This window comes from Pseudomonas sp. NPDC090233 (assembly GCF_044772285.1).
In the GTDB taxonomy this organism is placed as follows: Bacteria; Pseudomonadota; Gammaproteobacteria; order Pseudomonadales; family Pseudomonadaceae; genus Aquipseudomonas.
Map to the genome: position 1 here is coordinate 485,006 of NZ_JBIVYQ010000002.1, position 26,351 is coordinate 511,356.

The 26,351-nt window shown below is 62.7% G+C and carries 21 protein-coding genes and 2 riboswitches; of the genes, 18 read left to right on the forward strand and 3 right to left on the reverse strand.

Annotated features, from left to right (window positions below; genetic code table 11):
• The 9 genes from ACIQUF_RS06710 (at position 1) to ACIQUF_RS06750 (ending at position 10,765) form a co-directional block, all read left to right on the forward strand.
• Positions 1-810, forward strand: coding sequence for an ABC transporter permease (locus ACIQUF_RS06710; RefSeq protein ID WP_387528195.1), 810 nt, complete (start codon positions 1-3; stop codon positions 808-810).
• Positions 811-829: 19 nt separating this feature from the next.
• On the forward strand, positions 830-1,978 hold the full coding sequence (locus tag ACIQUF_RS06715) for an ABC transporter ATP-binding protein (RefSeq protein WP_400802188.1): 1,149 nt from the start codon (positions 830-832) through the stop codon (positions 1,976-1,978).
• A gap of 45 nt (positions 1,979-2,023) precedes the next feature.
• Positions 2,024-2,230: riboswitch (cobalamin riboswitch) on the forward strand.
• Between the two features lie 110 nt (positions 2,231-2,340).
• Complete coding sequence (locus tag ACIQUF_RS06720) at positions 2,341-4,467, forward strand: TonB-dependent receptor (RefSeq protein WP_403129676.1); 2,127 nt, start codon at positions 2,341-2,343, stop codon at positions 4,465-4,467.
• Between the two features lie 198 nt (positions 4,468-4,665).
• Complete coding sequence (locus ACIQUF_RS06725) at positions 4,666-5,832, forward strand: DUF1624 domain-containing protein (RefSeq protein WP_403129678.1); 1,167 nt, start codon at positions 4,666-4,668, stop codon at positions 5,830-5,832.
• A 28-nt stretch (positions 5,833-5,860) separates the two neighbouring features.
• A riboswitch (cobalamin riboswitch) is annotated at positions 5,861-6,058 on the forward strand.
• A gap of 109 nt (positions 6,059-6,167) precedes the next feature.
• Positions 6,168-7,178 (forward strand): ABC transporter substrate-binding protein, encoded by a 1,011-nt coding sequence (locus ACIQUF_RS06730; protein WP_403129680.1) that lies wholly within the window; start codon positions 6,168-6,170, stop codon positions 7,176-7,178.
• Positions 7,178-8,194 (forward strand): FecCD family ABC transporter permease, encoded by a 1,017-nt coding sequence (locus tag ACIQUF_RS06735; protein WP_403129681.1) that lies wholly within the window; start codon positions 7,178-7,180, stop codon positions 8,192-8,194. Before ACIQUF_RS06730 ends, ACIQUF_RS06735 begins: the two co-directional genes overlap by 1 nt.
• Positions 8,191-8,979 (forward strand): ABC transporter ATP-binding protein, encoded by a 789-nt coding sequence (locus ACIQUF_RS06740; RefSeq protein ID WP_403129683.1) that lies wholly within the window; start codon positions 8,191-8,193, stop codon positions 8,977-8,979. Before ACIQUF_RS06735 ends, ACIQUF_RS06740 begins: the two co-directional genes overlap by 4 nt.
• A gap of 17 nt (positions 8,980-8,996) precedes the next feature.
• Positions 8,997-9,431, forward strand: a complete 435-nt coding sequence (locus ACIQUF_RS06745; protein WP_403129685.1) for a pseudoazurin — start codon at positions 8,997-8,999, stop codon at positions 9,429-9,431.
• Positions 9,428-10,765: an OprD family porin gene (locus ACIQUF_RS06750; protein ID WP_403129687.1), complete on the forward strand. Its 1,338-nt coding sequence runs from the start codon at positions 9,428-9,430 to the stop codon at positions 10,763-10,765. The genes ACIQUF_RS06745 and ACIQUF_RS06750 overlap by 4 nt, the downstream gene beginning before the upstream one ends.
• 126 nt (positions 10,766-10,891) lie before the next feature.
• Here the strand turns inward: ACIQUF_RS06750 and ACIQUF_RS06755 are convergent, their stop codons facing one another.
• Both ACIQUF_RS06755 and ACIQUF_RS06760 read right to left on the reverse strand, forming a co-directional pair.
• Entirely contained in the window at positions 10,892-11,194 is a 303-nt protein-coding gene (locus tag ACIQUF_RS06755) for a hypothetical protein (RefSeq protein ID WP_403129689.1), read from the reverse strand.
• A gap of 105 nt (positions 11,195-11,299) precedes the next feature.
• Positions 11,300-11,800 (reverse strand): GNAT family N-acetyltransferase, encoded by a 501-nt coding sequence (locus ACIQUF_RS06760; protein WP_403129691.1) that lies wholly within the window; start codon positions 11,798-11,800, stop codon positions 11,300-11,302.
• A gap of 131 nt (positions 11,801-11,931) precedes the next feature.
• On the opposite strand from ACIQUF_RS06760, the gene ACIQUF_RS06765 reads away from it, so the two are divergent.
• From ACIQUF_RS06765 to ACIQUF_RS06805, 9 genes are all read left to right on the forward strand, one after another.
• Complete coding sequence (locus tag ACIQUF_RS06765; RefSeq protein WP_403129694.1) at positions 11,932-12,411, forward strand: hypothetical protein; 480 nt, start codon at positions 11,932-11,934, stop codon at positions 12,409-12,411.
• An 87-nt stretch (positions 12,412-12,498) separates the two neighbouring features.
• Positions 12,499-14,079, forward strand: coding sequence for a diguanylate cyclase (locus ACIQUF_RS06770; RefSeq protein WP_403129696.1), 1,581 nt, complete (start codon positions 12,499-12,501; stop codon positions 14,077-14,079).
• Positions 14,080-14,131: 52 nt separating this feature from the next.
• Positions 14,132-15,154, forward strand: coding sequence for a UV DNA damage repair endonuclease UvsE (gene uvsE, locus ACIQUF_RS06775; protein ID WP_403129698.1), 1,023 nt, complete (start codon positions 14,132-14,134; stop codon positions 15,152-15,154).
• A gap of 105 nt (positions 15,155-15,259) precedes the next feature.
• Positions 15,260-16,036, forward strand: a complete 777-nt coding sequence (locus tag ACIQUF_RS06780; protein ID WP_403129700.1) for a ParA family protein — start codon at positions 15,260-15,262, stop codon at positions 16,034-16,036.
• Between the two features lie 77 nt (positions 16,037-16,113).
• Positions 16,114-16,524, forward strand: a complete 411-nt coding sequence (locus ACIQUF_RS06785) for a DUF2946 family protein (protein ID WP_403129702.1) — start codon at positions 16,114-16,116, stop codon at positions 16,522-16,524.
• A gap of 62 nt (positions 16,525-16,586) precedes the next feature.
• Positions 16,587-18,737 carry a TonB-dependent receptor gene (locus ACIQUF_RS06790; protein WP_403129704.1) on the forward strand — a complete coding sequence of 717 codons (2,151 nt, stop codon included), beginning with the start codon at positions 16,587-16,589 and terminating at the stop codon, positions 18,735-18,737.
• 158 nt (positions 18,738-18,895) lie between these two features.
• Complete coding sequence (locus tag ACIQUF_RS06795) at positions 18,896-20,695, forward strand: hypothetical protein (protein ID WP_403129706.1); 1,800 nt, start codon at positions 18,896-18,898, stop codon at positions 20,693-20,695.
• A gap of 199 nt (positions 20,696-20,894) precedes the next feature.
• A complete protein-coding gene (locus tag ACIQUF_RS06800; RefSeq protein WP_403129708.1) occupies positions 20,895-21,653 on the forward strand; it encodes a hypothetical protein in 759 nt (252 codons plus the stop codon).
• Positions 21,654-21,830: 177 nt separating this feature from the next.
• Positions 21,831-23,168 carry an MFS transporter gene (locus ACIQUF_RS06805; protein ID WP_403129710.1) on the forward strand — a complete coding sequence of 446 codons (1,338 nt, stop codon included), beginning with the start codon at positions 21,831-21,833 and terminating at the stop codon, positions 23,166-23,168.
• Between the two features lie 32 nt (positions 23,169-23,200).
• Here the strand turns inward: ACIQUF_RS06805 and ACIQUF_RS06810 are convergent, their stop codons facing one another.
• Positions 23,201-26,347, reverse strand: a complete 3,147-nt coding sequence (locus ACIQUF_RS06810) for an efflux RND transporter permease subunit (protein ID WP_403129713.1) — start codon at positions 26,345-26,347, stop codon at positions 23,201-23,203.
• Positions 26,348-26,351 lie beyond the last annotated feature (4 nt).

The window sequence follows — 26,351 nt, forward strand, 5'->3', positions numbered from 1 at the left end:
ATGCTTCTGTCTCCCAATGCCATGGGCCGCCCGCTGCGCACGGGCCTGTACCTGACCACCGGGGTCATCGCGGCGTTCCTGCTGCTGCCGGTGGTGTTCATCATCCTGTTGTCGTTCGGTTCGTCGCAGTGGCTGGTGTTCCCGCCTCCGGGCTGGACCTTCAAGTGGTATGTGCAGTTCTTCGCCAACCCGGAGTGGATGGATGCTGCGCTGGCCAGCCTCAAGGTGGCCGTGCTGACGACCATCGCCGCCGTGCTGCTGGGCCTGCCCACCGCGTTTGCCCTGGTACGTGGACGTTTCCCCGGCCGCGAGATGCTCTACGGGCTGTTCACCATGCCGATGATCGTGCCGCTGGTGATTATCGCCGTGGCGGTGTACGCGCTGTTTCTCAAGCTGGGCTACACCGGCACGCTGTTCGCCTTCGTGGTCAGCCATGTGATCGTCGCCCTGCCCTTCACCATCATCTCGATCATCAACTCGCTGAAGCTGTTCGACCAATCGATCGAGGATGCCGCCGTGATTTGCGGGGCCTCGCGCCTGCAGGCGATCTTCAAGGTGACCTTCCCGGCGATTCGCCCCGGGATGATCGCCGGCGGTCTGTTCGCCTTCCTGGTGTCATGGGACGAGGTGGTGCTCAGCGTGATGATGGCCAGCCCCGACCTGCAGACGTTGCCCGTGAAAATGTGGACCACCTTGCGCCAGGACCTGAGCCCGGTGATCGCCGTCGCCTCGACGCTGCTGATCGGCCTGTCGCTGCTGGTCATGGTCATCGCCGCCGCCTTGCGCCGGCGCACCGAAGTCAACGCTTGATTGCGCGGAGAAAACAACAATGAGTGCAGTGATCAAAGACAACGCGCACAACAAGACCCTGGTCAGCCTGCGCGGCCTGAACAAGCATTACGGCGACTTCACCGCCGTGGACAATTTGGACCTTGAAATCCAGGACGGCGAGTTCCTCACCTTCCTTGGTTCCAGTGGCTCGGGCAAGTCCACCACCCTGTCGATGCTGGCCGGTTTTGAAACCCCCAGCAGCGGCGAGATCCTGGTCGACGGCCAGTCGCTGGTGAACGTGCCACCGCACAAGCGCGACATCGGCATGGTGTTCCAGCGCTACTCGCTGTTCCCGCACCTGAACGTACGCGACAACATCGCCTTCCCGCTGGCCATCCGCAAGCTCGGCGCTGCCGAGATCAACAAGCGGGTCGACGCCATGCTCAAGCTGGTGCAACTGGAGAAGTTCGCCCACCGCAAGCCTTCGCAGATGTCCGGTGGCCAACAGCAGCGCGTGGCGATTGCCCGGGCGCTGGTGTACGAGCCGCGCATCCTGTTGATGGACGAGCCGCTCGGCGCGCTGGACAAGAAGCTGCGCGAAGACCTACAGGACGAACTGCGCCAGCTGCACCGCCGGCTGGGCATCACCATCGTCTACGTGACCCACGACCAGGAAGAAGCCATGCGCCTGTCCCAGCGCATCGCGATCTTCAGCCACGGCAAGATCGTTGGCCTGGGCACCGGTTACGATCTGTACCAGAACCCACCGAATGCCTTCGTCGCCTCGTTCCTGGGCAACTCGAACTTCCTGCGCATCAAGGCCAGCAGTCATGGTGCCGGCAGCTTCGAAGGCCAACCGGTGGCGATCCGCCTGACCCCTGGCCTGGCGGCCGGGCAGGACGCGCTGATCATGGTGCGTCCGGAAAAAGCCCTGGCCCTGACCACCGAGCAGGCTGCGCGCGAACCGTTGCCCGCAGGCTGGAACGAGGTCGATGCAAAAGTCGGCGAAGTACTGTTCCTCGGCGAAAGCCAGACCTGCCATGTGATGACACCGGGCGGCACAGAACTGACGGTAAAGGCCCTGTCGGCTGCCGGCATGCCAATGCAACCGGGCGATACCGTGAAGGTGCGCTGGGCGGTGGCCGATGCCTGCATCTACACCGAATGGGCCGAAAGCGACCTGAGCAAGTCGGCCGGCGCACACTGACCGCCTTGGCAGGTAAATGATTGACGCGCGCCCCGACCAGTGGTCAGATGCGCGCCAGTTTCAGGTGTCCTGCGCCGCCGTGCGCAGGGTGAAACGGGAAGCCGGTGCGTCGTGGTCCACGACAAGTCCGGCGCTGCCCCCGCAACGGTAAGCGAGTGAGGCCTTCGACACACCACTGTGCGCATGCATGGGAAGGTGAAGGCGTCATGACCCTCGCAAGCCCGGAGACCGGCCTGAAGCTTCACTTGGCAACCCGCGGTGGGCGGGCGCAGGCCGGTATCCGCGTGTGCGCCTGCGTGCGCGGTTGTGCCTTTGCGTGTTTTCCACCGGGATCCATTCATTCCTGCAGTCAGTGGAAAGACATGTCCCGTTTCTTCAAGCTTCAGCCGCTGGCGGCCTGCCTGGCCGTCGCCCTGCCAGCCCTGGCCGATGACCACGACAACGCCGTCCTGGCGCTACCCTCCACAGCCATCACCGACACCCGCGACGAACAGCACGTCGACCTTGCCACGCCGACCCAGGCCGGCTCACGGCTGAACCTCAGCGCCCTGGAAACCCCGGCCAGCACCAGCACCCTCACCGCCGAAGAGATCCAGCAACGCAACAACCTCACCGTGCAGGACGCCGTGACCCGCTCGCCGGGCATCACCTTCGTCGGCAGCCCCGGCGATGGCGGCACCGGCCTCTCGGCCCGTGGCTTTACCGGCCACGGCTCGGTGATGACGCTGTTCGACGGCGCGCGCTTGTATACCGGTGCCGGCACCCAGACCTTCCCGGTCGACCCGTGGATGGTCGAGCGCATCGACGTGATTCGGGGCCCGGCCTCGGTGCTGTATGGCGAAGGCGCCACCGGTGCGGTAATCAACGTGATCCCGAAAAAGCCCTTCAGCGGCGACATCCGCAACCACCTGCGCCTGGGCTACGGCTCCTGGGACCGCCAGCAACTGGGCCTGGACAGCGGCGGCAGCCTCAGCGAACGCCTGAGCTATCGCCTTACCCTCAACCAGCAGTCCGGCAACGGCTGGGTCGACCGCACCGACTCGCGCAGCCTGGCCCTCAGCGCCGCGCTGCGTTTCGACGCCAGCGACGACCTGAGCTTCACCCTGGCCCATGAGCGTGGCGACGCCGAGCCTGCCAACTACTACGGCACGCCGCTGATCGACGGCCACTATCGCAGCAGCCTGCGCAAGAAGAACTACAACATCCAGAATGACCAGCAGCGCTACCACGACGAGTGGACCCGCTTCACCACCGACTGGACCATCAACGACCAGCTCAGCGCCAGCAACCAGCTCTACTACATCAAGAGCCGCCGCCACTGGCGCAACGCCGAGGACTACAGCTGGGACGCCGACCGCGAGCAGCTGCTGCGCCAGAGCTACCTGGAGATCAAACACAACCAGGAGCAGATCGGCGACCGCCAGACCTTCACCTTCGACCATTCGCTGTTCGGCCTGGCGAGCAAGACCGTGGTCGGCACCGAGTACAACAAGGTGCGCTTCAACGTCGACAGCAACTCGCCGTACAACGATGTGGGTGGCGACTACGTCGACCCGTGGCAGCCGGCGCCCGGGTATTTCCACAGCGACTCGCCCACACGCCCACAAACCCTGTCCACCACCCACACCTTCGCCCTGTTCGCCGAAAACCGCCTGCAACTGACCGAGCGCCTGTCGTTGGTGACCGGCGTGCGTCGCGACCAGAACCACATCGACCGCGACAACCTCACCAACGACACCCGCAGTGACCGCAGCCTGAACGGCGGCAACTGGCGCGCCGGGCTGGTGTTCGCGGCCACCGACAACCTGTCGCTGTACGGCCAGTATTCGACGAGCGAGGACGGGGTGAACAACCTGATCAGCCTCAGCCCGACGCAGATGAACTATGACCTGACCGAGTCGAAACAGACCGAGCTGGGCCTCAAGCAGCGATTCTGGGACGGTCGCGGCGAGTGGACACTGGCCGCCTTCCATATCGTCAAGAAAAAACTGCTGGTGGATGACCCGCTGACCCACGAAAAACAGCAAGCCGGGCAGCAGACTTCCGATGGCCTGGAAGCGACCCTGGAGCTGGACTTGCCGCAACAGTGGCAGGTGTCGGCCAATGCCTCGCTGGTGCGCGCCAAGTATGACGACTTCGACGAACTGGTCGGCGGCGTGCCCCAGGACCGCGCCGGCAACCGCCCGGCCAACGTACCACGGCGTACGGCCAACCTGTGGTTGAGCAAGGACTTTGGCCAGCAGGTCGAGGCTGGCATGGGCGCGCGCTATGTGGACGAGCGTTATGCCAACACCGCCAACACCCAGAGTGCACCGGGATACACCGTGGTCGATGCCAATATCGGCTGGCAGGCGCTGCCGGATGTGCGCTTGGGGTTGCAGGTGAACAACTTGTTCGACCGCGAGTATGTGGCGTCGGCGTTCAGTGGTACGCAGTGGATCATGGGCGTGCCGCGGTCGTATTTTGCGACGGTGGATTACAGCTTCTGATCTGAGTAGGCAGGTCTGGCCTCTTCGCGGCTAAAGCCGCTCCCACGGGTTCTCCAAAATCGGTGGTGTACCTGTGGGAGCGGCTTTAGCCGCGAAGAGGCCAGCAAGGACACCCAAAAAATCACTTCCAGGCTTGAATGAAATAGTTATAAGATAACGTTTCATTTGACATCCATTCCTGCCTGCGACCCACCTCCAATGACAAGCGCCGCCGCCACCCCAACCCTGCTCACCCAGCGCCTGCAGAGCATCGACGCCCTGCGCGGCCTGGTAATCCTCTTCATGCTGCTCGACCACGTCCGCGAGACGTTCTTCCTGCACCGCCAGGTCGGCGACCCGATGGCCATCGACGCCACCGACCCAACACTGTTCGCCAGCCGCACCCTGGCCCACCTGTGCGCGCCGGTGTTCGTGCTGCTGACCGGCCTGTCGGCCTGGCTGTACGGCGAGAAGTACCAGGGCCGCAGCGATGTCTCGGCGTTCCTGTTCAAGCGCGGCCTGTTCCTGGTGGTGCTGGAGTTCACCCTGGTCAACTTCGCCTGGACCTTCCAGCTGCCGCCCAGCGTGATCTACCTGCAAGTGATCTGGGCCATCGGCGTGAGCATGATCGCCCTGTCGCTGCTGGTGTGGCTGCCGCGCCCTGTCCTGCTGGCCGTCGGGGCCGTGATCATCGCGGGCCACAACCTGCTTGATGGCCTGCACTTCGGCGTGGAGTCGGCCATGCATGTGCCATGGGCGATCCTGCATGATCGGGGCTGGCTGGAATTCTCCGATAGCCTGCGCCTGCGTACTTCCTACCCGGTGCTGCCTTGGATCGGCGTGATCGCCCTGGGCTATGGCCTTGGCCCGTGGTTTGCCCGTGGCACGGATGCGCAAAAACGCCAAAATCGACTGCTGCTGGCCGGCGTGATCGCGTTGCTGGGCTTCGTCGTGCTGCGCATGCTCAACGGCTATGGCGAAGCGCCGTGGAGCGGCTACCCGACCTTCACGCAGACGCTGATGAGCTTCTTCAACATCACCAAATACCCGCCTTCGCTGCTGTTCCTCACCCTGACTCTGGGCTGCGGTCTGCTGTTGCTGCGCGCCTTCGAGCGCGCCGTGCAGGCCCGCTGGATCAGCGCCTTGGCGGTATTCGGCGCGGCGCCGATGTTCTTCTACTTGCTGCACCTGTACGTGTTGAAACTGCTGTACCTGGCCAGCGTCGCCTTGTTCGGCCTGAACCACGGTGCCTACTTCGGCTTCGATGGCATCGGCGCGGTGTGGCTGAGCGCGGTGCTGCTGGCGCTGGCGCTGTACCTGCCGGTGCAATGGTTCGCCCGGCTCAAGGCCCGCCGTCGCGACATCACCTGGCTCAAGTACTTCTGATTTAGCGTTTTCACCCGGCGCCTGATGGTCTACCATGCGGGCCGCCGGTTTCCACCACGGAAATAATAGGGAATCCCAGGCCGCCCAGGCGCGCCAAAGGGAACTGCCCCCGCAACTGTAGGTGCCGAGTTCGCTCCATCGATGCCACTGGACCATAGGTCCGGGAAGGCCGGAGCCGAACGACGACGCACCAGTCAGGAGACCTGCCGGCCTACATTCACCAACCGGCGGGGTGTCCGGGATTGGCCATCAGTGTTGCCCCTGCCAGCTGCAGGGGCTCGGCGATGCCTGTCCGTGCGTTCTTCCGTGAACTGTCCGATAGGAGATCGCCCCGCATGCTGCCTCGTTTCGCCACCCTGCTCGCCGGCCTGAGCCTCACCGGTGTGGCCCATGCCGCCGCCACCCACTACCCGCTCACCGTGGACAACTGCGGCGCGCCGCAAACCTTCGCCCACGCCCCCGAGCGCGCGGTGACCATCGGCCAGGCCGGTACCGAAATGCTTTATGCGCTGGGTCTTGGCGAAAAGCTGGCCGGTACCTCGTTGTGGTTCAACAACGTGTTGCCCGAGTACAAGGCGCTGAACGACCAGGTGCCGCGCCTTGCCGACAACGACCCAAGCTTCGAAGCGGTGGTCGGCAAGCGTCCGCAGTTGGTGGCCGTGCAGTTCGAATGGATGGTCGGCGCCCAGGGCGTGGTCGCCACCCGCGAACAATTCAACGAACTGAAAATTCCCACCTACCTGCTGCCCTCGGACTGCGAAGGCAAGGACAACCTGGTCGGTGCCGACGGCACGCGCCTGCAGGCCTTCCAGGTCGACAGCATCTATAAAAGCGTCAGCCAGCTGGCTGAAATCTTCGACGTGCAGGACCGTGGCGCAGCACTGAACGCCGACCTCAAAGCTCGTCTGGACGCTGCCAAGCAGCAACTGGACGGCAAGGACCTGAGCACTACCTCAGCGCTGTTCTGGTTCTCCAGCGCCGACCTGGACATCGACCCCTACGTCGCCGGCCAACAGGGTGTCGCCGATTTCATGCTGCGCACCCTGGGCGTGCGCAACGTGGTCGAGTCCACCGAAGAATGGCCGACCGTGGGCTGGGAAACCCTCGCCAAGGCCAATCCGACCTGGCTGATCATCGCCCGTATGGACCGCCGCCGCTTCCCGGCCGACGACTACCAGAAGAAACTCGAATTCCTCCACAACGACCCGGTCACCCAACACATGGATGCGGTGAAGAACAACCGCATCATCATCCTCGACGCCGACGCCATGCAGGCGGGCATCCGCTTGTTCCGTGGCCTGCAGACCCTGTCGACGGCCTTCGCCAGCGGTAAAGCGGCCCAGTGATGAAGCGTCTGCTGCCCTGCACCGCCCTGGCCCTGGTCGCCCTGCTCGCCGCCTTGCTGGCAGGCACGGCGATTGGCGAAACCACGGTGTCGCTGCGCGTTGTTTACCAGGTGCTGGCCAATCATCTTTGGCAGGCCGGTTACCCGGTCGACCCGATCGACGCCGGCATCATCTGGAACTACCGCCTGACCCGCACCCTGGTCGCTGCGGCCTGTGGCGCAGGGCTGGCGACCTGTGGAGTGATCCTGCAGGCGTTACTGCGCAACCCACTGGCTGAACCCTACTTGCTGGGCTTGTCGGCCGGGGCTTCGACCGGCGCCGTGCTGGTCGGTCTGCTGGGCCTGGGCAGCGCGGCGCTGAGCATGTCCGGTGGCGCGTTCGTTGGCGCTGTGGCGGCCTTCGGCCTGGTGCTGCTGCTGGCCCGGGCGGCTGGCCCGAGCAGCAACAACGCCCAGGTGATTCTGGCTGGCATCGCCGGTTCGCAACTGTTCAATGCCCTGACCGCCTTCCTTATCACCAAGTCGGCCACCGCCGAGCAGGCGCGCGGCATTATGTTCTGGCTGCTCGGCAACCTCAGCGGCGTGCGTTGGCCGTCGGTGTGGCTGGCAGTGCCGGTGGCGCTGTTCGGGCTGGTGGTGTGCTTGCTGCATCGCCGTACGCTGGACGCCTTCACCTTCGGCGCCGATTCGGCGGCATCGCTGGGCATCGCGGTGCGCCGCAGCCAGTTGCTGCTGATCAGCTGCGCGGCGTTGGTGACGGCGGTGATGGTGTCCATCGTTGGCGCCATTGGTTTTGTCGGGCTGGTGATTCCGCATGCCCTGCGCCTGCTGCTGGGTCCCGGCCATAGCCGCCTGCTGCCGGCCAGCGCCCTGGGCGGTGCGTTGTTCCTGATCGCTGCCGACATGCTGTCGCGCACGCTGATACCCGGCCAGGTGATCCCGGTGGGCGTGGTCACTGCATTGATCGGCGCACCGGTGTTCGCCTTGATTCTGGTAAGCCGCAGGGGGCGGACATGACGGTCATGGCTTCCCTGCACGTCGCCCCACTCGCCTGCCAGGGTTTGAGCCTGAAACTGTCGGGCAGTAGCGTGCTGTGCGATATCGACCTGTCCGTCGTTGCCGGTGAAACCCTTGGCATCGTCGGCCCGAACGGCTCGGGCAAATCCTCCCTGCTCAAGCTGCTGGCTGGTTTGCGCACGCCGCACAGCGGCAGCGTACAGCTGCTTGGCGAACCCCTCGCTCGCCTGCCACGTCGACGTATTGCCCAGGCTTTGGCGCTGGTCGAACAACAGGCCGACACCCTCGACGCGATCAGCGTATTCGACGCGGTAGCCCTCGGCCGCACGCCGTGGTTGTCGGCCCTGGCACCGTTTTGCAAAGACGACCACGCCATCGTCGAGCAGGCCCTGGCCGACCTCGATGCCGCGCACCTGCGCACGCGCATCTGGAGTTCGCTGTCCGGCGGAGAACGCCAGCGTGTACACATCGCCCGCGCCCTGGCCCAACGCCCGCAAGTATTGCTGCTGGACGAGCCGACCAACCACCTCGACATCCAGCACCAGCTGAGCCTGCTGCAGCAAGTGCAGGCGCTGCCGGTGACCACCCTGGTGGCCTTGCACGACCTGAACCAGGCGCTGACCTGCGACCGCGTGGCGGTGCTCGATCAAGGCCGCCTGGTGGCGCTCGGCAAGCCCCTGGAAGTCCTCACTCCCGAACGCCTGCTAAGCACCTTCGGCGTGCACGCCCGCTACCTCACCGACCCCTTCGACGGCGCGCGCATCCTGCGCTTTCGCGCCCCTTGAAACTGGAAGTCACCGCCATGCTGTTGCGCTCCACCGCCCTGCTGCTCGCCAGCACCCTGCTGCCCTTCGCCGCCCAGGCCGAAGTGCATGAAGTGAAGATGCTCAACCGCGGAACGGCCGGCGCCATGGTCTATGAGCCGGACCACCTGCGCATCGCAGCGGGCGACACCGTTCGCTTCCTGCCGACCCAGAGCGGCCATAACGCGGCCAGCGTGCCTGGGTTGCTGCCAACCGGCGCCGAGGCGTTCAAGAGCAAGCTGAACCAGCCGTTCGAGCAGACCTTCACGGTGCCAGGGCTGTACGGCATCCAGTGCATTCCGCACCTGGCGATGGGCATGGTGATGCTGATTCAGGTAGGCGATACCGATTCGACCGCACTACCTGCGGGGTTGCCGGCACGTGCACAGGCGCGCTTCGCGACCCAGCTGCAGCAGCTGGAGGCCGGACAATGAGTCGCTTTCTGCTGGCCCTGCCGTTGCTTAGCCTCGCACCCTTGGCGCTCGCCGAATCGGCACAATCACAAAGCAATGGCCTGATCGAAGACAGCACCTGGAGCATCCTCAACCGCACGGTGTTCGACCAGCGCGATTACAAGCATGGCGGGCGCAACAGCGCTGCGCGCAATGCCTACAAACCGCGCAGCGAACGCAACGGCCTGGCGGAAGAATGGGCCTACGGCTTGATGGGCACCTTCCAGTCGGGATTTACCCAGGGCCTGATCGGAGTGGGTGTGGATGCCCACGCCTACCTTGGCGTACAGCTCGACAGTGGCGGCGGCCGCGCAGGCAAGGCGCGCTTGCTCGGCGTGGACAACGACGGCCACCCGAAGAACGAATACAGCCGCGGTGGCGCGGCGTTGAAGCTGCGCCTGTCCAACACTGTGCTGTCTTATGGTGAGCAGCGGGTGAAGACACCGGTGTTCAGCTCGTCCGACAGCCGCCTGCTACCTGAAACCGCGACGGGGTTCTTCCTCACCAGCAACGAAATCGACAAGCTCAAACTGGTGGTCGGGCACTTCAACGAAAGCACCGACCGCAACGCTTCGAGCCACGACCAAGGCTTCGTGGTCAACTACTCCAACGGCCGTCAGGGCAACACCTTCGACCTCGCCGGCGTGGTATGGAACCCCAGCGCCGCCTTCAGTGGCAGCCTGTACACCTCGCGCTACGAAGACACCTGGAACCAGCACTACCTCGGCAGCACGATTACCCACGCCCTCGACGACCGCCGCAGCCTGAGCCTGGACCTTAACCTGTACCGCACCACCGACACCGGCAAGGCCCTGTCAGGGCGCATCGACAACACCACCTGGAGCCTGGTATCGCGCTACAGCCAAGGCCCGCACAGTTTCAGCCTCGGCTGGCAGCAGGTGAATGGCAACACGCCGTTCGACTACGTGACGCGTGGCGCGATCTTCATTGGTAACGCGGTGCAGATGTCCGACTTCAACGCGCCGAACGAGAAGTCCTGGCAGGCGCGGTATGATCTGAACATGGGCGCGTACGGTGTGCCTGGCCTGAACCTGACGGCGCTGTATGTGCGCGGGTTCGATATCGATGGGACGCATGTGGACCCCACTGGCGGGTATGCGTACCTGGGGTACGGCAAGGATGGCAAGCACTGGGAGCGGGACCTTGAGGCAAGGTATGTGGTGCAGAGTGGCAAGGCCAAGGGGACCACGTTCTCGATGAGGCATAACGTGCATCGCGGGGATACGGCGCAGGCGGAACTGGATGGGGATCAGATTCGATTGGCGGTGGAGTGGCCGTTGACGGGCGGTTTCTAAGGCGAAGAAAAACCCGTAGGAGCGGCTTCAGCCGCGATCACCGGCAAAGCCGGTGCCAATCACCGCGTCGCTCGCTTCGCGGCTGAAGACGCTCCCACAGGTCAAGTCAGGCCAGGCATTTAAGTACTAAGCCACCCCCCACTCCCGCCGCTCCTGATCACTCATCGCCGCCACCACATCAGCAAAGGTATCGTTGAACTCCGAGCTGACATTCCCATGCACTTGATAGTTGGTCAGCAGGTACCGCTTAACCGTCTTCGGCCACTGACCCTCGTTGTGCGCCGCATTGATGATGCCCTTGGCATCGTGGTAAGAGGACTTGGGCCATAACTCGCTCAGTCGCTGTTCGAAATCGCCGAAGCTCCAGCTGTCGGTTCGGCGCTCGAACTCCTCGAGCAGTTGCACTTTGTACTGCGCCAGATGGGCCATGTGGTTTCCTTCTTCGTCATCGTCAGAGACCCGAAGGTAAGGAAATGGCTGGCTGTTGGAAATGAACCGTGTGTCCACGCCAGCGGCTGAAAACCAGGAAAAATCCTACGCAACCATCCAATGTTCCATGTGCGTAGTCCGCCACACCGGATCATCCTCAACATCGGTCACCACGAACCCCTGCCGCTCCCAAAACCGGATAGCCCCAGGCAGAAATGGGTGCGTGTGCAGGTACAGGCATTCGATGCCGGCCTCGATCGCATGCTCACGCAACGCCGCAAACAGTGCAGCGGCCAAGCCGTGGCGACGGAACTCGGGAAGCACGAACAGACGCACGATTTCGACTACGCGCTTGCCGTGGTAATCGAGTTGGCCAAAGCGATGGTCGTACGGCAGGTATCCGATGGCAGCCACCAACCGGCCTTGAACACGGGCTTCGAGAAAGTGCCCTTCGCCATCCAGATAGGTTGCCTCGAAATGGCTCAAATCTTTGGGTAACGCCGAGTTGGCGAGCAAGGGGAAAAGCACTCGGCGGGCGCTGTCGACGAAGTTTACGACTTCGGTTACGGCCTCACGGTGGGGCGATTGGATGATCCAGTTCGGCATGGAGCTGTCAGCATGGCGTAGGCAAAGGGGCCCCTACCCTACAGCACATTCCTCAGTGCTGGTATGGCTCGCGGGCATCGGCTCGACCTCGCTATAATCCCCCACCTGAACCGCGCGCCCAAGGCCACCCCATGCCCCGCATCCCGAAGTTGCTGCTGCCCCTGCTGTTCACCGCCGCCCTCACCGCCTGCGACCAGAAACCCACCCGCGAAGAGCAGATCCTGGCCAACCTGCCCTTGCAGGAAGCCTACGAGCACAACATCGAACGCATGGCGTCACTGCTCACCCGCACCCACCCGCAACTGTCCGAGGACACCATCCGCAGCATGCTGCGCAAGCACCTCACGGTCGAGGACCAGCGCCAGGACCTGTTCAAGCTCTATAGCGAAAAGAACTTCAGCGACACCGAGTTCGCCACCATTGTCGAGGTCACCCGCGACCCGGCCAAGGCCAAGGCGCTGGAAGAGACCGAAGACGGACAACGCTTGAGTGAGAAACTCACCCGTCTGATGCGCGAGACCGCGCGTGATGAAAAGGCCCAGGCATTGGCCAAGCAGCGCCTGCAGCAGGTGGAAGACGAACTGAACGCGCTGGAAGACGCCGGTTCCTGACGCTTTGCGACAGCAACAGACGCCGCCCGTAGCCGTGCATACCCATAGAGAGTAAGGTTATTCCCTTTTGCGCCAGTGAGGTCAGGATTGCCACACGCCAAGCATGGATTGCGCATGGATCTGCGCACGCTGATCTTGATCCTCTGCGCGCTCACCGCCTTGGTGATGCTCTGCGCCAGCTACTTCGCCAGCTACCGCGTGCAACGCCAGCTTTTGATCGACCACGCCCTTGAAGCCAACCGGGTGTACGCCGCGAAGCTGGCGTCGATCACCGAGACCTTCATCAGCAATGCCTTGCAACAGCTGTCGTTCAGCGCGGGCGTGCAGGGCCGGCAACTGACGGACGCCATTGCCCTGGCAGCAGAAACCGACCGGCTGCTGCAGCAAAGCATGGCGTTCAATTCCACCTTCGTGGTCGATGCCGACGGCATACTGCGGGCGGCTTCACCTGCGCAATTGCGTCATTACATCGGCAACAAGGTGCAAACACCCGGTACGCTGGAAGCCCTGCGCGAAAAACGCACGCAGGTCTCAACGCCCTACCTGTCGGCGGCCAACAACCTGGTGGTGGTGCTGTCACAGCCGATCTTCGACAGCAGTGGCCGATACCTGGGCTATGCCGGGGGCAGCCTGTACCTGCGCGAACGCAATATCCTCAACAGCCTGCTGGGCGAACATTACTACCAGGATGGCTCGTACCTCTACGTGGTCGATCGCAATCGCCGCCTGCTCTATCACCCTGACAGCGAGCGGGTCGGCTCCGTGGTTGAAGGTAATCCCTTGATCGACCAGCTGGCCGGACTTCAAAGCGGGACACGCCAGTTGGTCAACAGCCAGGGCGTGCCGATGCTCGCGGGTTACGCGACAGTACCCAGCACCGGCTGGGGCGTGGTAGCGCAGCAGCCGCTGGCACAGACGACGGCACCGTTAAACCACCTGATCCTCAATGTGGTGGGCATCTCGGCGCCGCTGGCGCTGTTCGGCAGCCTGGTGCTGTGGTGGCTGGCGCTGATCATCGCCAGGCCGCTCTGGCAACTGGCTGCCGGTGCTCGCTCGATGGATCGCGCAGGCACTGCCGAACGCCTGCACCAGGTGCGCGCCTGGTACTTCGAAGCGGCCGAGCTGAAACGGGCGCTATTGTTTGGCCTGAACTTGCTGCAGGAGCGCATTGGCCGCCTCAACCGCGATGCCCAGACCGACCCGCTGACCGGGCTGGGTAACCGCCGCAGCCTGGACTTCAAACTCTCGCTGCTGGAAGCCGAGGGGCAGGCATTTTCGGCAATCGTGCTCGATATAGACCATTTCAAACGAATTAACGATGGTCACGGCCATGACGGCGGGGACCAGGTGCTGCAGCGTCTGGCCAACTTGATGCGCGGGTGTTGTCGGGAGGGTGACCTGTTGTGCCGAACCGGTGGCGAGGAATTCCTGATGCTATTGCCGGGTGCCAGCCTGGCCGTGGCGATCGCAGTGGCCGAACGGCTGCGGCTGACGGTGCAGAACACGCCTGTGGAGCCGGTGGGTGCTGTGACCGTTTCGCTGGGTGTAGCGCATTGGCAAACCGACATGGGCATCGAGCCAGGCGATGCCTTGAGCCAGGCGGATCGGGCCTTGTACCGGGCCAAGCAGGCCGGGCGCAATCGGGTATGCGTGGCAGGCATTGATTGATCGTTCTGTAGCCCGCGTAGTCCAACGCTCATACCCGCACCTGGAGACCACCATGCCCCGCCTGGGCTTTGCCTGCATGTACCGCCACCCGCACCGTAGCCTGTCGATCAAGGCGCTGGAAAACATCGAGCGCACGTTCAACCCGCGCACCACGACGCTGCGCTGGTTGACCGGAGCAAGCCCGGAAGCCGCCCGCGCCAAGCTGTTCGAACTGGTACAGCACAACCTTGATGCCCAACTGCGCCTGCTGGAATATGTTGCCGAGCTTCCCGCCATGTTGTGCATGGTGCGCCTGAGCAGCGACCTGCTGCCGCTGTACAGCCACCCCAGCATCGCGCCTGTCTATCGCGACAGCGAATTTCAAGCGCTGATGATCAAAGGCTTTGCTGCCATCGGCGACCTGGCCCGCAGCGCGGACATCCGCCTGTCGATGCACCCGGGCCAATACTGTGTACTCGGCTCAGACCGCCCTGTGGTCGTGGAAAACAGCCTGGCCGAGTTCGAATACCACGCCGACATGATCCGCATGATGGGCTTCGGCCAACGCTTCCAGGACTTCAAGTGCAACATCCACATCGCCGGGCGCCTGGGCGCGCAAGGTATTCGCCATGTGTGGCCACGGCTGTCGCAGGTGGCGCGCAATGTGATCACCTTTGAAAACGACGAAAAGACCTATGGCGTCGATGACTGCCTGGCCTTGGCGGACCTGGCGCCGGTAGTGCTGGATATCCACCACTGCTGGATTCACGAAGGTGACTACATCGACCCGAACGACCCTCGCGTAGCCAGGGTCATCGACAGTTGGCGCGGTATACGCCCGACCATGCACTACTCGCAGCCACCGGAGCACCTGCAGGCACTGGGCTTCGAGGCCGAAACCAAGCTGACCATCCCCGCCCTGCTGGAGAAAGTGAACAAGTGCGACCTGTACGCGCACAGCGCGCAGATGTGGAACGACTGGACCAACCGCTATGCGCTACAGTTCACCGACCGCTTCGACATCATGTTCGAGGCCAAGGACAAGAACCTCGCCACGCTGGATTTCTACGAGCGCTACATCAAACAGCCGTGCTAGAGGGCCAAAAAGCAGTTTGTAACAAGCCTTGTCATAAAACTGTCGTCTTTCGGTCATAGGATTGACCCCAACCTGACATTTCCCTTCTTCATGGATGAGCGTCTCATGCGTCGTGTGGTTTTCAATCAGAAAGGTGGCGTCGGCAAATCGAGCATCGCTTGCAACCTGGCCGCCGCCAGTGCCGCCGAGGGCTATCGCACGCTGCTGGTCGACCTCGACCCGCAAGCCAATGCCACTTATTACCTCACCGGCCTGACCCACGACGCCATTCCCGCCGGCATCGCCGACTTCTTCCGCCAGACACTGTCGCCGGTCACCGCCTCAGGCAAGAAACACCGCGTGGCCATCACCGAAACCCGCTACAGCAACCTGCACCTGATCACCGCCAGCCCCGACCTCAGCGACCTGCAGAGCAAGCTGGAAAGCAAGTTCAAGATCAACAAGCTGCGCAAGCTGCTGGTGGAGCTGGAAGAGGACTACGAGCGGATCTACATCGACACGCCGCCTGCGCTCAATTTCTACACTTTCAGCGCACTGGTGGCCGCGCAGCGCCTGCTGATCCCGTTCGACTGCGACAGCTTCTCGCGCCAGGCACTGCACAGCGTGATGGCCGAAGTCGAGGAGCTGCGCCAAGACCACAACCCGACGCTGCAGGTGGAAGGCGTGGTGGTGAATCAGTTCGCCGGGCGCACGGCGTTGCACCAGACTCTGGTCGATCAGTTGCGCGTCGAGGGCATGCCGGTGCTGCCGGTGTACCTGAGCAGCTCGATCAAGATGCGCGAATCGCACCAGGCGTCGGTTCCCTTGGTGCACCTGGCGCCAAAGCACAAACTGGCCCTGGAATTCGTCGACCTGCTGGACGTGCTGGAACGCGCCGCCTGACCTGCGACAACCTGTCGCGGAGCAGGTAATCAGAGAGCGACTACCCGACCGTCCATCCGGGTGGTAGATTCGCCGCCATGAAAATCACCCGGCACACTCGCTCGCTGACTGCCTGGACGCTCTATGCCAGCGTTCTGTTCAGCCTGTTGCTGTGCGGTTTGCACCATGGCCAGATGGGCGGCCTGCGCCTGGCCGGCCTGGAAGGTGGTTTTTGCTCGATCAACAGCGAGCACGGCGTGGCCATCGACCTGGATGGCGCCGGCGGCGACCAGCACATGGCCCAGCTCGACTGCCCGGTGTGTTCATCGTTTGGCATGGCGGTGCCGCTGAGCAGCGGCGGCTGGTCGTTCGCACCCGTTCAAACCATCGCCACTTCGCCCATCGTCGTGCGCAGCTGGGCGCAACCGCCCCCACGCTATCAACGCCCTGCCCTCAACCCCCGCGCCTCCCCCGCCACCCTCCCCGCAGTTGCCGATCATTTCGCCTGACCCGTCGCGCCTGCCTGCGTGCGCGTGGTCAGCCATGACCTTTGCGTGGAAGACACAACAACATGCTTCGCAATACCTCCCTGGTGCTCCTGATGAGCACCTGCACTTACGCCTGGGCGGACGACACCGCCGTTGAACTCACCGCCACCACCATTGATGGCCAGCGCGAGGCGCCCTCCGGCGTGCAGCTGGACGAGCCGATCCGCACCGGTTCGCGCCTGGGCCTGAGCGCCCGCGAAACACCCGCGTCGGTGAGCGTTTCCGACCGCCGCGTCATCGAAGAACGCGGCGCCAAGGACAGCCAGGACGTGATCAATGCCATGACGGGCGTGAACGCCTCGGCCAACCCCGGCTACGGCGGCTTCGTCAGCTACCGCGGCTTTACCCAGAACCAGGTGACCCAGCTGTACAACGGCATCAACCTTGGCTACAGCAGCGCCACCCGGCCCATCGACGCCTGGGTGCTGGACCGGGTCGAGCTGATCGGCGGGCCGTCCTCGTTCCTGTATGGCGCAGGCGCGGTCGGTGGCTCGATCAACTACATCACCAAGCTCGCCAGCCGCGATCAGCAGATCATCGATGGGCGCATTCGCTATGGCAGCTTCGACGATTCGGAAGTGGCCTTCGGCATCAACCAGGCCCTGGCCAGCAACCCGGCCGATGCTCGCCATTTCATGCGCCTGGATTACAGCCACGGCCAGGGCAACGGCTACATCGACCGCAATGAACGCCAAACCGACAGCCTGGCGTTTTCTATCCTCAGCGACCTGACGCCAGACCTCACCCACACCGTGGCGCTGGAGTACCAGGAAGACAGCGAAGACAGCCCCTACTGGGGCTCGCCGATCCTGCCGGGGCGCAGCACCATGAAGATCGACAACAGCCGCCGCTTCGAAAACTACAACGTCGCCGACGGCCGATACGAGCAGCGCGTGCGCTGGTTGCGCTCGATCCTCGACTACCGGATCAGCGACAGCACCAGCGTGCAGAACACCCTCTACCACTACAACGCCCAGCGCGATTACCGCAACGTCGAGCGCTACAGCTACACCAGCGACGGCAATGTGCTGCGCGCCAGCCCCTACCTGCAGCGCCACGACCAGAACGTGCTGGGCGACCGCATCGAACTGCGCCACGACAATCAGCTGTTCGGCCTGGCCAGCCAGTGGTCGCTGGGCCTGGACTACTCGCGCATGCGCCAGACGCTGTATCCGACGTCAGGCAGCTGGAGTGACGTGGTCGACCCTGACCACTTCGACCCCGGCAGCTTCGATGACATTCCGGGTGTGAACGCTGGTCTTACCAAGCAGCGCCGCCATGAAGTGACCAATCGCGCCGTATTCGCCGAGAACCGCCTTCAGCTTACCGATCGACTGGCCTTGCTCACGGCCCTGCGTTACGACTACCTGGACATGCAAGTGACCAATTACGGCACGGTCACGCCTACTTCACCGGCCTATTTCGAACGGCGCTGGGAGCCGCTGTCAGGGCGTATCGGCCTGACCTATGAGTTGACGCCGTCGGCCAGCATCTATGCACAGTACAGCAACTCCGCCGACTTGCCCGCCGGCTCCCTGGCCGCGGCGACCTACTCCAACGTGGGTCTGTTCGACCTGTCCAAGGGCGAGCAATGGGAGGTCGGCAGCAAGTTCGACTTCCTCGATGGCCGCGGCGCCGCGACTCTGGCGCTGTACCAGATCGTGCGCAAGGACTTTGCCGTGCGCGATTCGAACAACCCCAACCTGACGGTACAGGCCGGCCAGCAGACCTCGCGTGGTATCGAACTGTCAGGGCGCCTGCAGGTCACTTCGAAGCTGCTGGCCGAGGTCAATTATGCGTATGTCGATGCCGAGTACGATGAGTTCAACGAGGCGGTCAACGGCGTGTCGGTGTCGCGCAAAGGCAACGCGCCGGTCAACGTGCCCGCCAATGTCGGCAACCTGTGGCTGACTTACAGCTTTACCCCGGCGTGGTCGGCGGGGGTGGATGGGCGCTATGTGGGGTCGGTGTACGCGGATAACGCCAACACGCTGAAAGCGCCGGCCTATACCCTGTTCGGTGCTTTTGCCCGTTACCGCCTGGATGAACACACCACGGTCACCGGGCGGGTGCGCAATTTGACGGACGAGGTGTATGCCAAGCAGGCGTATGGGTTGCAGTACTACATGGGGGCGCCGAGGACATTCGAAGTGGCAGTGGATATGCGCTTCTGATAACGCCCCTTAAGACGGTGTTGCACCTGCATAGATCAGAACTACCGTCCTCAGTCTGAACCGCTTCGGCTTGCGTCGCTACTGATAAAACTGTCAGTAGCTGGCGCTTCGCTGGATATTCGATAATTGCTGATATCTCCCCGCTCCGGATGATGATCATGCAAAATAACCCACTTAGAACCCTGCTTTGTTTCACGCTGGTGTTCACGCTTCAAGGCCTTGAGGCGTTGGCTTCGACCGAAGTTCTGCAAGCTGGCGAACGTCAGGAGCAGGGACAAGATAACCCGATCGAACCCGCAAAAGCTGTGATATTCGATGCGGTTACCCATGAGCAAGTAGAGGCACTCAAAAAAATCCCCGACTTGGTCCAGAGGCTAAACGAACGCTACAAGAGCGTCGTCGAAGACTGTGGAGAAGGAATATCTGCATTGGGATGTTCTGGATTACGCCTGCGCCGCGTCAAATCCGGCAGCACATTCCCGTTCTGGTCTTACAGACCAGCGGCAAAGGCAATCGAGTCAGTTACCTTCTCTTACCTTCGAGCCGACTCACTCAACAACAGCGCTGACATTAGTAGTGGCTACATCCTCATGGACGATGCAACGGCGATAAGCAAGGGCAAATCCATGCCACCGGCACGTTGCATTTACCCGTTCATGGCCGGCACCCAGAACCAGGGACGCAGTTTGCACGGTTGCGGCTTCCCACAGAGCAAGGCGCAGGCTCGGGACGATGAAAGCACGTGCATGACACCCGAGATGAACATCACTGATAAAGAAGCATGGGTCAACCATTTCAAGGCCGCCAAACAAGATAGGTTGAAGCAGTGCTCTTTCAGCACCAAAGTTCCTGAGCAACTGATCGCTGCTTTACAGGCACGAAAAATGGTGCCGGCCGTTGCAGCGAGCTTTGGCAATGAGCTATTGCTCAAGGCCTGGGATGAAGACAATCCCTCTGCTCTGCCCATTGAAACACTTTTCTTCAATGCGGCGAACGCTGGGTCATTCGACACTGCATTGGAAATGCGCAAAGCCTACTATGCGAAGACCAATGTGCTGCTGCCCATTGTCCGTTTGGATTTCTCTGCGCCAGAGAACAACATTGTCACTGCCTTGAGCCAAGATGAATCACGCCAACTGCATAGAGATGAAGAGGGCCGACAGGTCAGCGATGCGCTGAACCTGCGCTATGCCAATGTCAGTAAACAAAGCTGTGACGGCAAGGCAGCCCTTTATTGCTCTGGCGTGATTCTTCGAACCACAACTTACGGGTCGAACTACCACGTCTGGGACCCAAGTGACAGATCCGTGCAAAGCAAAACGGTTTCGTTCTCTTATGTGCGGCAAGATACCGGTATTAAGGAATTGGCGTGGGATACACTTTACCAAGGGCTGATTTTCAAGCAGCTGGATAGCGTCAGCGCACCTGGGATGTACCCCCTCAAGCCTTTGTGCATCTACCCCACCGATGCCGCCACCTGGCTACGCAAGAGCCAAGGTTGCGGAGCGCATCAGGATTTTGCCAGCCAAAGCGGACCGTGTCAGGTACAGAACATCACCACACTGGCTGAATTCAAGCATCACTTCAGGTTAGTGGCTGATAACAACGCCCAATTCACCAATCGCAACAAGCACCAGTGCAGCTTGGCCATGACACCCGAGGCATTCGAACAGAGTTTGCTGGCACGCAGCCTCGACACCCTCAACCCGGCACAACGCGCTCATCACAACGAACTGATGATTGAGGCTTGGCCACAGAACATACCCAAGCAACTTCCGCTTGAAGCGTTTTTCTGGCAGAACCCTGGCAACAACACATCAGGGCGCGATCAGGCGAAATTGATGCAGCGCGACTTGCTGAACACTGCTGGCATGTGGATTCCGGTGATACGGCTTAACCTCAAGGCTGCCAATGCTGCTGAAGTTTTCACCTATGCCCCTGAAGACCAAGCAAACTGACGCCAAGTGCAATTGAACGCCGCAAGCACCCACAGGTAGCCCCTGTGGGTGCCGGCTCGTCGGCAATATGGGCAGCATCGTCTACAGAAACTTCCTATGTACTGATCGCCCAAATCCTAAACTGTTTTCAGTGATAATCTGCGCTCACACATCTGCCGGCACATGACGCTCCGGCTATAGCTTTATCAAGGAAGTCAACGTGTTCAAATCGCTGTCCCCCGCACTATTTGCCACTGCTTTCATCACCCTGGCCGGCTGCCAGTCAGCGCCTGTATCCAAGGAGGATGAACAAGCGCGTCAAACCTTCATCAACGACATGCAACGAACGCTGATGCACAGCATGGCAACGGCCGATACGGGCGAGCAGATCGGTGCGGTGCTGCTCGAAGTGAAACTGGATCGGCAATCTGCTCCAACCCGTTGCAAGGCCGTACGCGCGCCCGTCAAATACCAGATGGCGCTGCCGACCGGCGTCATGGCAACCGACATCAATGCCTTGACCCGCATGGTCGAAGCGCAATGCTGGAAAACCATCTATCCCGTAGCGCCCGCCGCCATGCGCGAAGAAGATGGCACCGTGGATGTGCTCGCACCGCTGTACATCGTGCTGCCGGGTGCAGAGCAGGCGCCCGATACCCTGCGGCGCAAGGCGTATGCTCAACGCGACTTTTTCTGGCAGCACCTGCTGCGCGATCAGCCTGTGACCAGCATTGGCACCGCGTCGCTGTACTATCAGGCCGACGCCCAGGGCAAGGTCGAAGGCTGCCTGGTACAGTTGTACCCACATCCGCTGCGCAAGGATGCCTTCAAACTTGATGGCAACCTGCAAGCGCAATTGAACAGCCGCTGCATGGCACTGGATCTGAGCAAGCTGCCCGGCTTCGAGCTAGACGAGCAGGGACTGGCAACGGGTTACAGCGAAATGAACTATGCGCCGTGGCGGGTCAACCGCCCCTGAACAACTGTATCTGCCCCACAGGGTAGGCACAGCGGTCGAAACAGATATCCCGATGTCGCCCACGTAGAAGCGCGGAGTTCTACCTGCCGGTCTACTGCCTGGAACAAAAAATGATGACGCGGCATGGACCGCGTCACATTCCCTCCAGGCTGCCTATGGAAACCGGAGCGTTCCCACATGTCCGCAACTCATGAGGTATCCCCCGCCACCCTGCGTCGGGTCATCGCCGCCTCGGCCATCGGCAACTTCGTCGAATGGTTCGACTTTGCCGTCTACGGCTTTCTCGCCACGCTCATCGCCAGCCAGTTCTTTGCCAGCGGTGATCCCAGCGTAGCCTTGCTAAAGACATTTGCGGTGTTCGCCGTGGCCTTCGCCTTGCGGCCGCTGGGCGGGATCGTGTTCGGTGCGCTGGGTGACCGGCTCGGGCGCAAACGCATCCTGTCGCTGACCATCCTGTTGATGGCCGGCTCCACCACGCTGATCGGCCTGCTGCCGACCTACGCCAGCATCGGCCTTGCCGCGCCTGCGCTGCTGACCCTGGCGCGCTGCCTGCAGGGCTTCTCGGCCGGTGGGGAATATGCCGGGGCCTGTGCGTATCTGATGGAACACGCACCATACAACAAGCGCGCGTTCTACGGCAGCTTCGTGCCGGTTTCGACCTTCTCGGCCTTCGCCTGCGCAGCGGTGATCGCCTATAGCCTGGAAGCGAGCCTGTCCGCCGAAGCGATGGCGGCCTGGGGCTGGCGCATCCCGTTCCTGATCGCGGCGCCGCTAGGCCTGGTGGGGCTGTACCTGCGCTGGCGCATGGAGGAAACACCGGCATTCCGTGAAGCCATTGCCCAAGGCAAAGTGCATGAACACTCACCGCTCAAGGACACTCTGCGCAATCATGGCCGGGCCATTCGCAACCTGGGGGCATTCATTTCGCTCACGGCGCTGTCGTTCTATATGTTCACCACCTACTTCGCCACCTACCTGCAAATGGTGGGCAACCTGACCCGCGCCCAGTCGTTGCTGGTGACCACCGTGGCGCTGCTGTTCGCCGCCATCGGTTGTCCCCTGGCGGGGGCATTTTCAGATCGGGTCGGGCGGCGCAAAACCATTGGCTTTACCTGCCTGTGGGTGATGATCTGCGTATTCCCGGCGTACTGGCTGGCCAGTTCCGGCTCGATGTCCGGCGCGCTGTTGGGGGTGATTCTGTTGGCGGTAGGGGCGCTGTGCAGTGGCGTGGTGACGGCCGCGTTGCTGTCTGAGAGTTTCCCGACCCGCACGCGCTATACCGCATCGGCGATTACCTACAACGTGGCCTACACCCTGTTCGGCGGTACCGCGCCGTTGGTGGCGACCTGGCTGATCGGGCAGACCGGCAGCAGCCTGGCGCCGGCGTTTTACCTGGTGGTGATTGCCTTGGTGGCGTTGGTCGGGGGGTTGGCGTTGCCGGAAACTTCGCGGATTTCGTTGCATGAAGAGCCGGCTGTGGATGCTGAGGGGCAAGCAGTCCGCAGCGTGGGCTAGGTTGATGGGGCCGCAAAGCGGCCCCGGCAATCTCAACCTTCCTCAGCCTCTTCCCGCCGGTACGCCCACTGATACAGCGCCGGCAACACCAGCAACGTCAGCGCCGTCGACGATAGAATCCCGCCAATCACCACGGTCGCCAGCGGCCGTTGCACCTCAGCCCCGGTCCCGGTGGCCAGCGCCATCGGGATAAACCCGAGCGACGCCACCAACGCCGTCATCAGCACCGGCCGCAAGCGCGTCAAGGCACCCTCCTCGACCGCCACGCGCAAACTGCGACCCTCTTCGCGCAGGCTGCGGATGAAGGCGATCATCACCAACCCGTTGAGCACCGCAACGCCGGACAACGCGATAAAGCCTACCCCCGCCGAAATCGACAAGGGAATGTCACGCAGCCACAGCGCCAGCACGCCGCCGGTCAAGGCAAAGGGAATGCCGGTGAACACCAGCAGGCCATCCCTGAGGTTGTTGAACATCATCAGCAGCAAGCCCATCACCAGCAGCAACGCCACCGGCACCACCACTTGCAGGCGCTCGGCCGCCGATTGCAACTGCTCGAACTGGCCACCCCAGCGGGTCCAGTAGCCTGGCGGAACCTGCACTTGCTGCAGCAGGGTCTGCTCGGCCTCCTTGACGAACGAGCCCAGGTCACGCCCGCGCACGTTGGCGCTGACCACCACCACGCGCTTGCCATCCTCGCGGCTGACCTGGTTTGGCCCCAGTTGCAAGTTCAGTGTCGCGACTTGCGAAAGGGGGATGAAGCCGATCTGGGCTGCGCCGTCTGCCGCGTTCGCCGGCACCGGAATCAGCAGGCTGGACAAGCCGTCGACATCGGTGCGCAGGGTTTCGGCAAGGCGCACCACCATGTCGAAGCGGCGATCGCCTTCGTACAGCGTACCCGCCGTGCGCCCGCCCACGGCAATGGCAATGGCGTCCTGCACATCGCCCACGTTCAAGCCATGGCGGGCGGCCTTGTCGCGGTCGATATCGATGGTCAGCACCGGCAGGCCGGTGGTCTGCTCAACCTTCACTTCCGAGGCGCCCGGCACCTGCTGCAGGCTGCTGGCGATTTGCGCGGCGGTGCGGTTGAGCACGTCCATGTCGTCACCGAACACTTTCACTGCCACATCGCTGCGCACACCGGAAATCAGCTCGTTGAAACGCAGTTGAATCGGTTGCGACATCTCGTAGTTGCTGCCCGGCACGCTGGCGGCGGCCCGCTGCACCTCGGCGATCAGTGCCTCGCGGGGCTTGCTCGGGTCAGCCCATTGCTCGCGTGGGTGCAGCATCACGTAGGCGTCGGAAATATTCGGCGGCATCGGGTCGGAAGCAATCTCGGCAGTGCCAGTGCGGGCAAAAACCCGCTGCACTTCCGGCACCTTGGCGATGATCGCCTTCTCCAGGCGCTGCTGCATGTCCACCGATTGCGACAGGCTGGTACCCGGCACGCGCAAGGCCTGCAAGGCAAAGTCACCCTCGCTGAGGCTGGGGATGAACTCGCTGCCCATGCGGCTGGCCATACCTGCCGACAACAGCACCAGCAGCGTAGCGCCAGCAAAGGCCAGCTTGCGGCGGCGCAGTACCCAGGCCAGCACCGGGGCATAGCGCTTGCGTGCGGCACGCATCACCACTCCCTCTTCCTCCTTGACCTTGCCGGTGACGAACAGCGCGATGGCTGCCGGCACGAAGGTCACCGAAAGGATCATGGCACCGAGCAACGCCATCACCACGGTAAAGGCCATGGGGTGGAACATCTTGCCCTCAACTCCGGTCAGGGCAAAGATCGGCAGGTACACCACCATGATGATCAGCTGCCCGTAGATCAGCGGCCGACGCGCTTCGCGGGCGGCAGCGAACACTTCGTGGAAGCGCTCGGCGCGGGTCAGCATGCGGCCATGCCGCTGTTGGGCGTGGGCCAGGCGGCGGATGGCGTTCTCGACGATCACCACGGCGCCGTCGACGATGATGCCGAAATCCAGGGCACCGAGGCTCATGAGGTTGGCACTGACCTTGTTGCTGAACATGCCGGTGAAGGTGAACAGCATCGACAGCGGGATGACCATGGCCGTGATCAGCGCCGCGCGGATATTGCCCAGGAACAGGAAGAGAACAGCGATCACCAGGATTGCGCCCTCGATGAGGTTCTTCTTGACCGTGGCGATGGCCTTCTCGACCAGGTTGGTGCGGTCATACACCGTCACCGCGACTACCCCCTTGGGCAGGTTGCGGTTGATCTCGACGAGCTTGGCGGCCACGGCCTGGGAAACCGTGCGACTGTTTTCGCCAATCAGCATGAACACTGTGCCCAGCACCACTTCACGGCCGTTTTCGGTAGCCGCGCCAGAGCGCAGTTCCTGGCCAAGGCCGACCTGGGCGACATGGCTGACGCGGATCGGCGCGCCATCGGCGCTGGAGATGACGATATTGGCGATGTCCTCGGCCGAGGCCAGCTGCCCCGGTGCGCGGATCAACAACTGCTCGCCGTTGCGCTCGACATAGCCTGCGCCGACGTTGGCGTTATTGCGTTCCAGGGCCGCGATCAGGTCGTTGAGGGTGAGCTTGTAGGCCGCCAGGCGCTTGGGCTCGGGGGCGATCAGGTATTGCTTGGCATGGCCGCCGATGCTGTTGACCTCAGCCACCCCCGGCACATTGCGCAACTGCGGCTTGATGATCCAGTCCTGGATTACCCGCAAGTCGGTGGCGGTGTACGGCGTGCCGTCGTCCTTGAGCGCGCCCTCCTCGGCTTCGACCGTCCACAGGAAGATTTCACCAAGGCCCGTGGAAATCGGCCCCATGCCGGCCTCGATACCGGCCGGCAATTGCGCGCGGGCCACCTGCAGGCGCTCGTTGACCAGCTGCCGGGCAAAGAAGATGTCGGTGCCATCGTCGAAGATCACCGTCACCTGTGACAGTCCCGAGCGCGACAGCGAGCGAGTCTGCTTGAGCCCAGGCAGGCCGGCCATGGCCGTTTCGATGGCGAAGGTGATGCGCTGCTCGGTTTCCAGCGGTGAGTAGCCGGGGGCAGCGGTGTTGATCTGCACCTGGACATTGGTGATGTCGGGTACCGCGTCGATGGGCAGCTTCTGGTAGCTGTGGATACCCACAGCGGCCATCAGTACCACGGCGAGCATCACCACCAGGCGCTGCTCGATGGCAAATTGGATCAGGCGTTCAAACATGCAA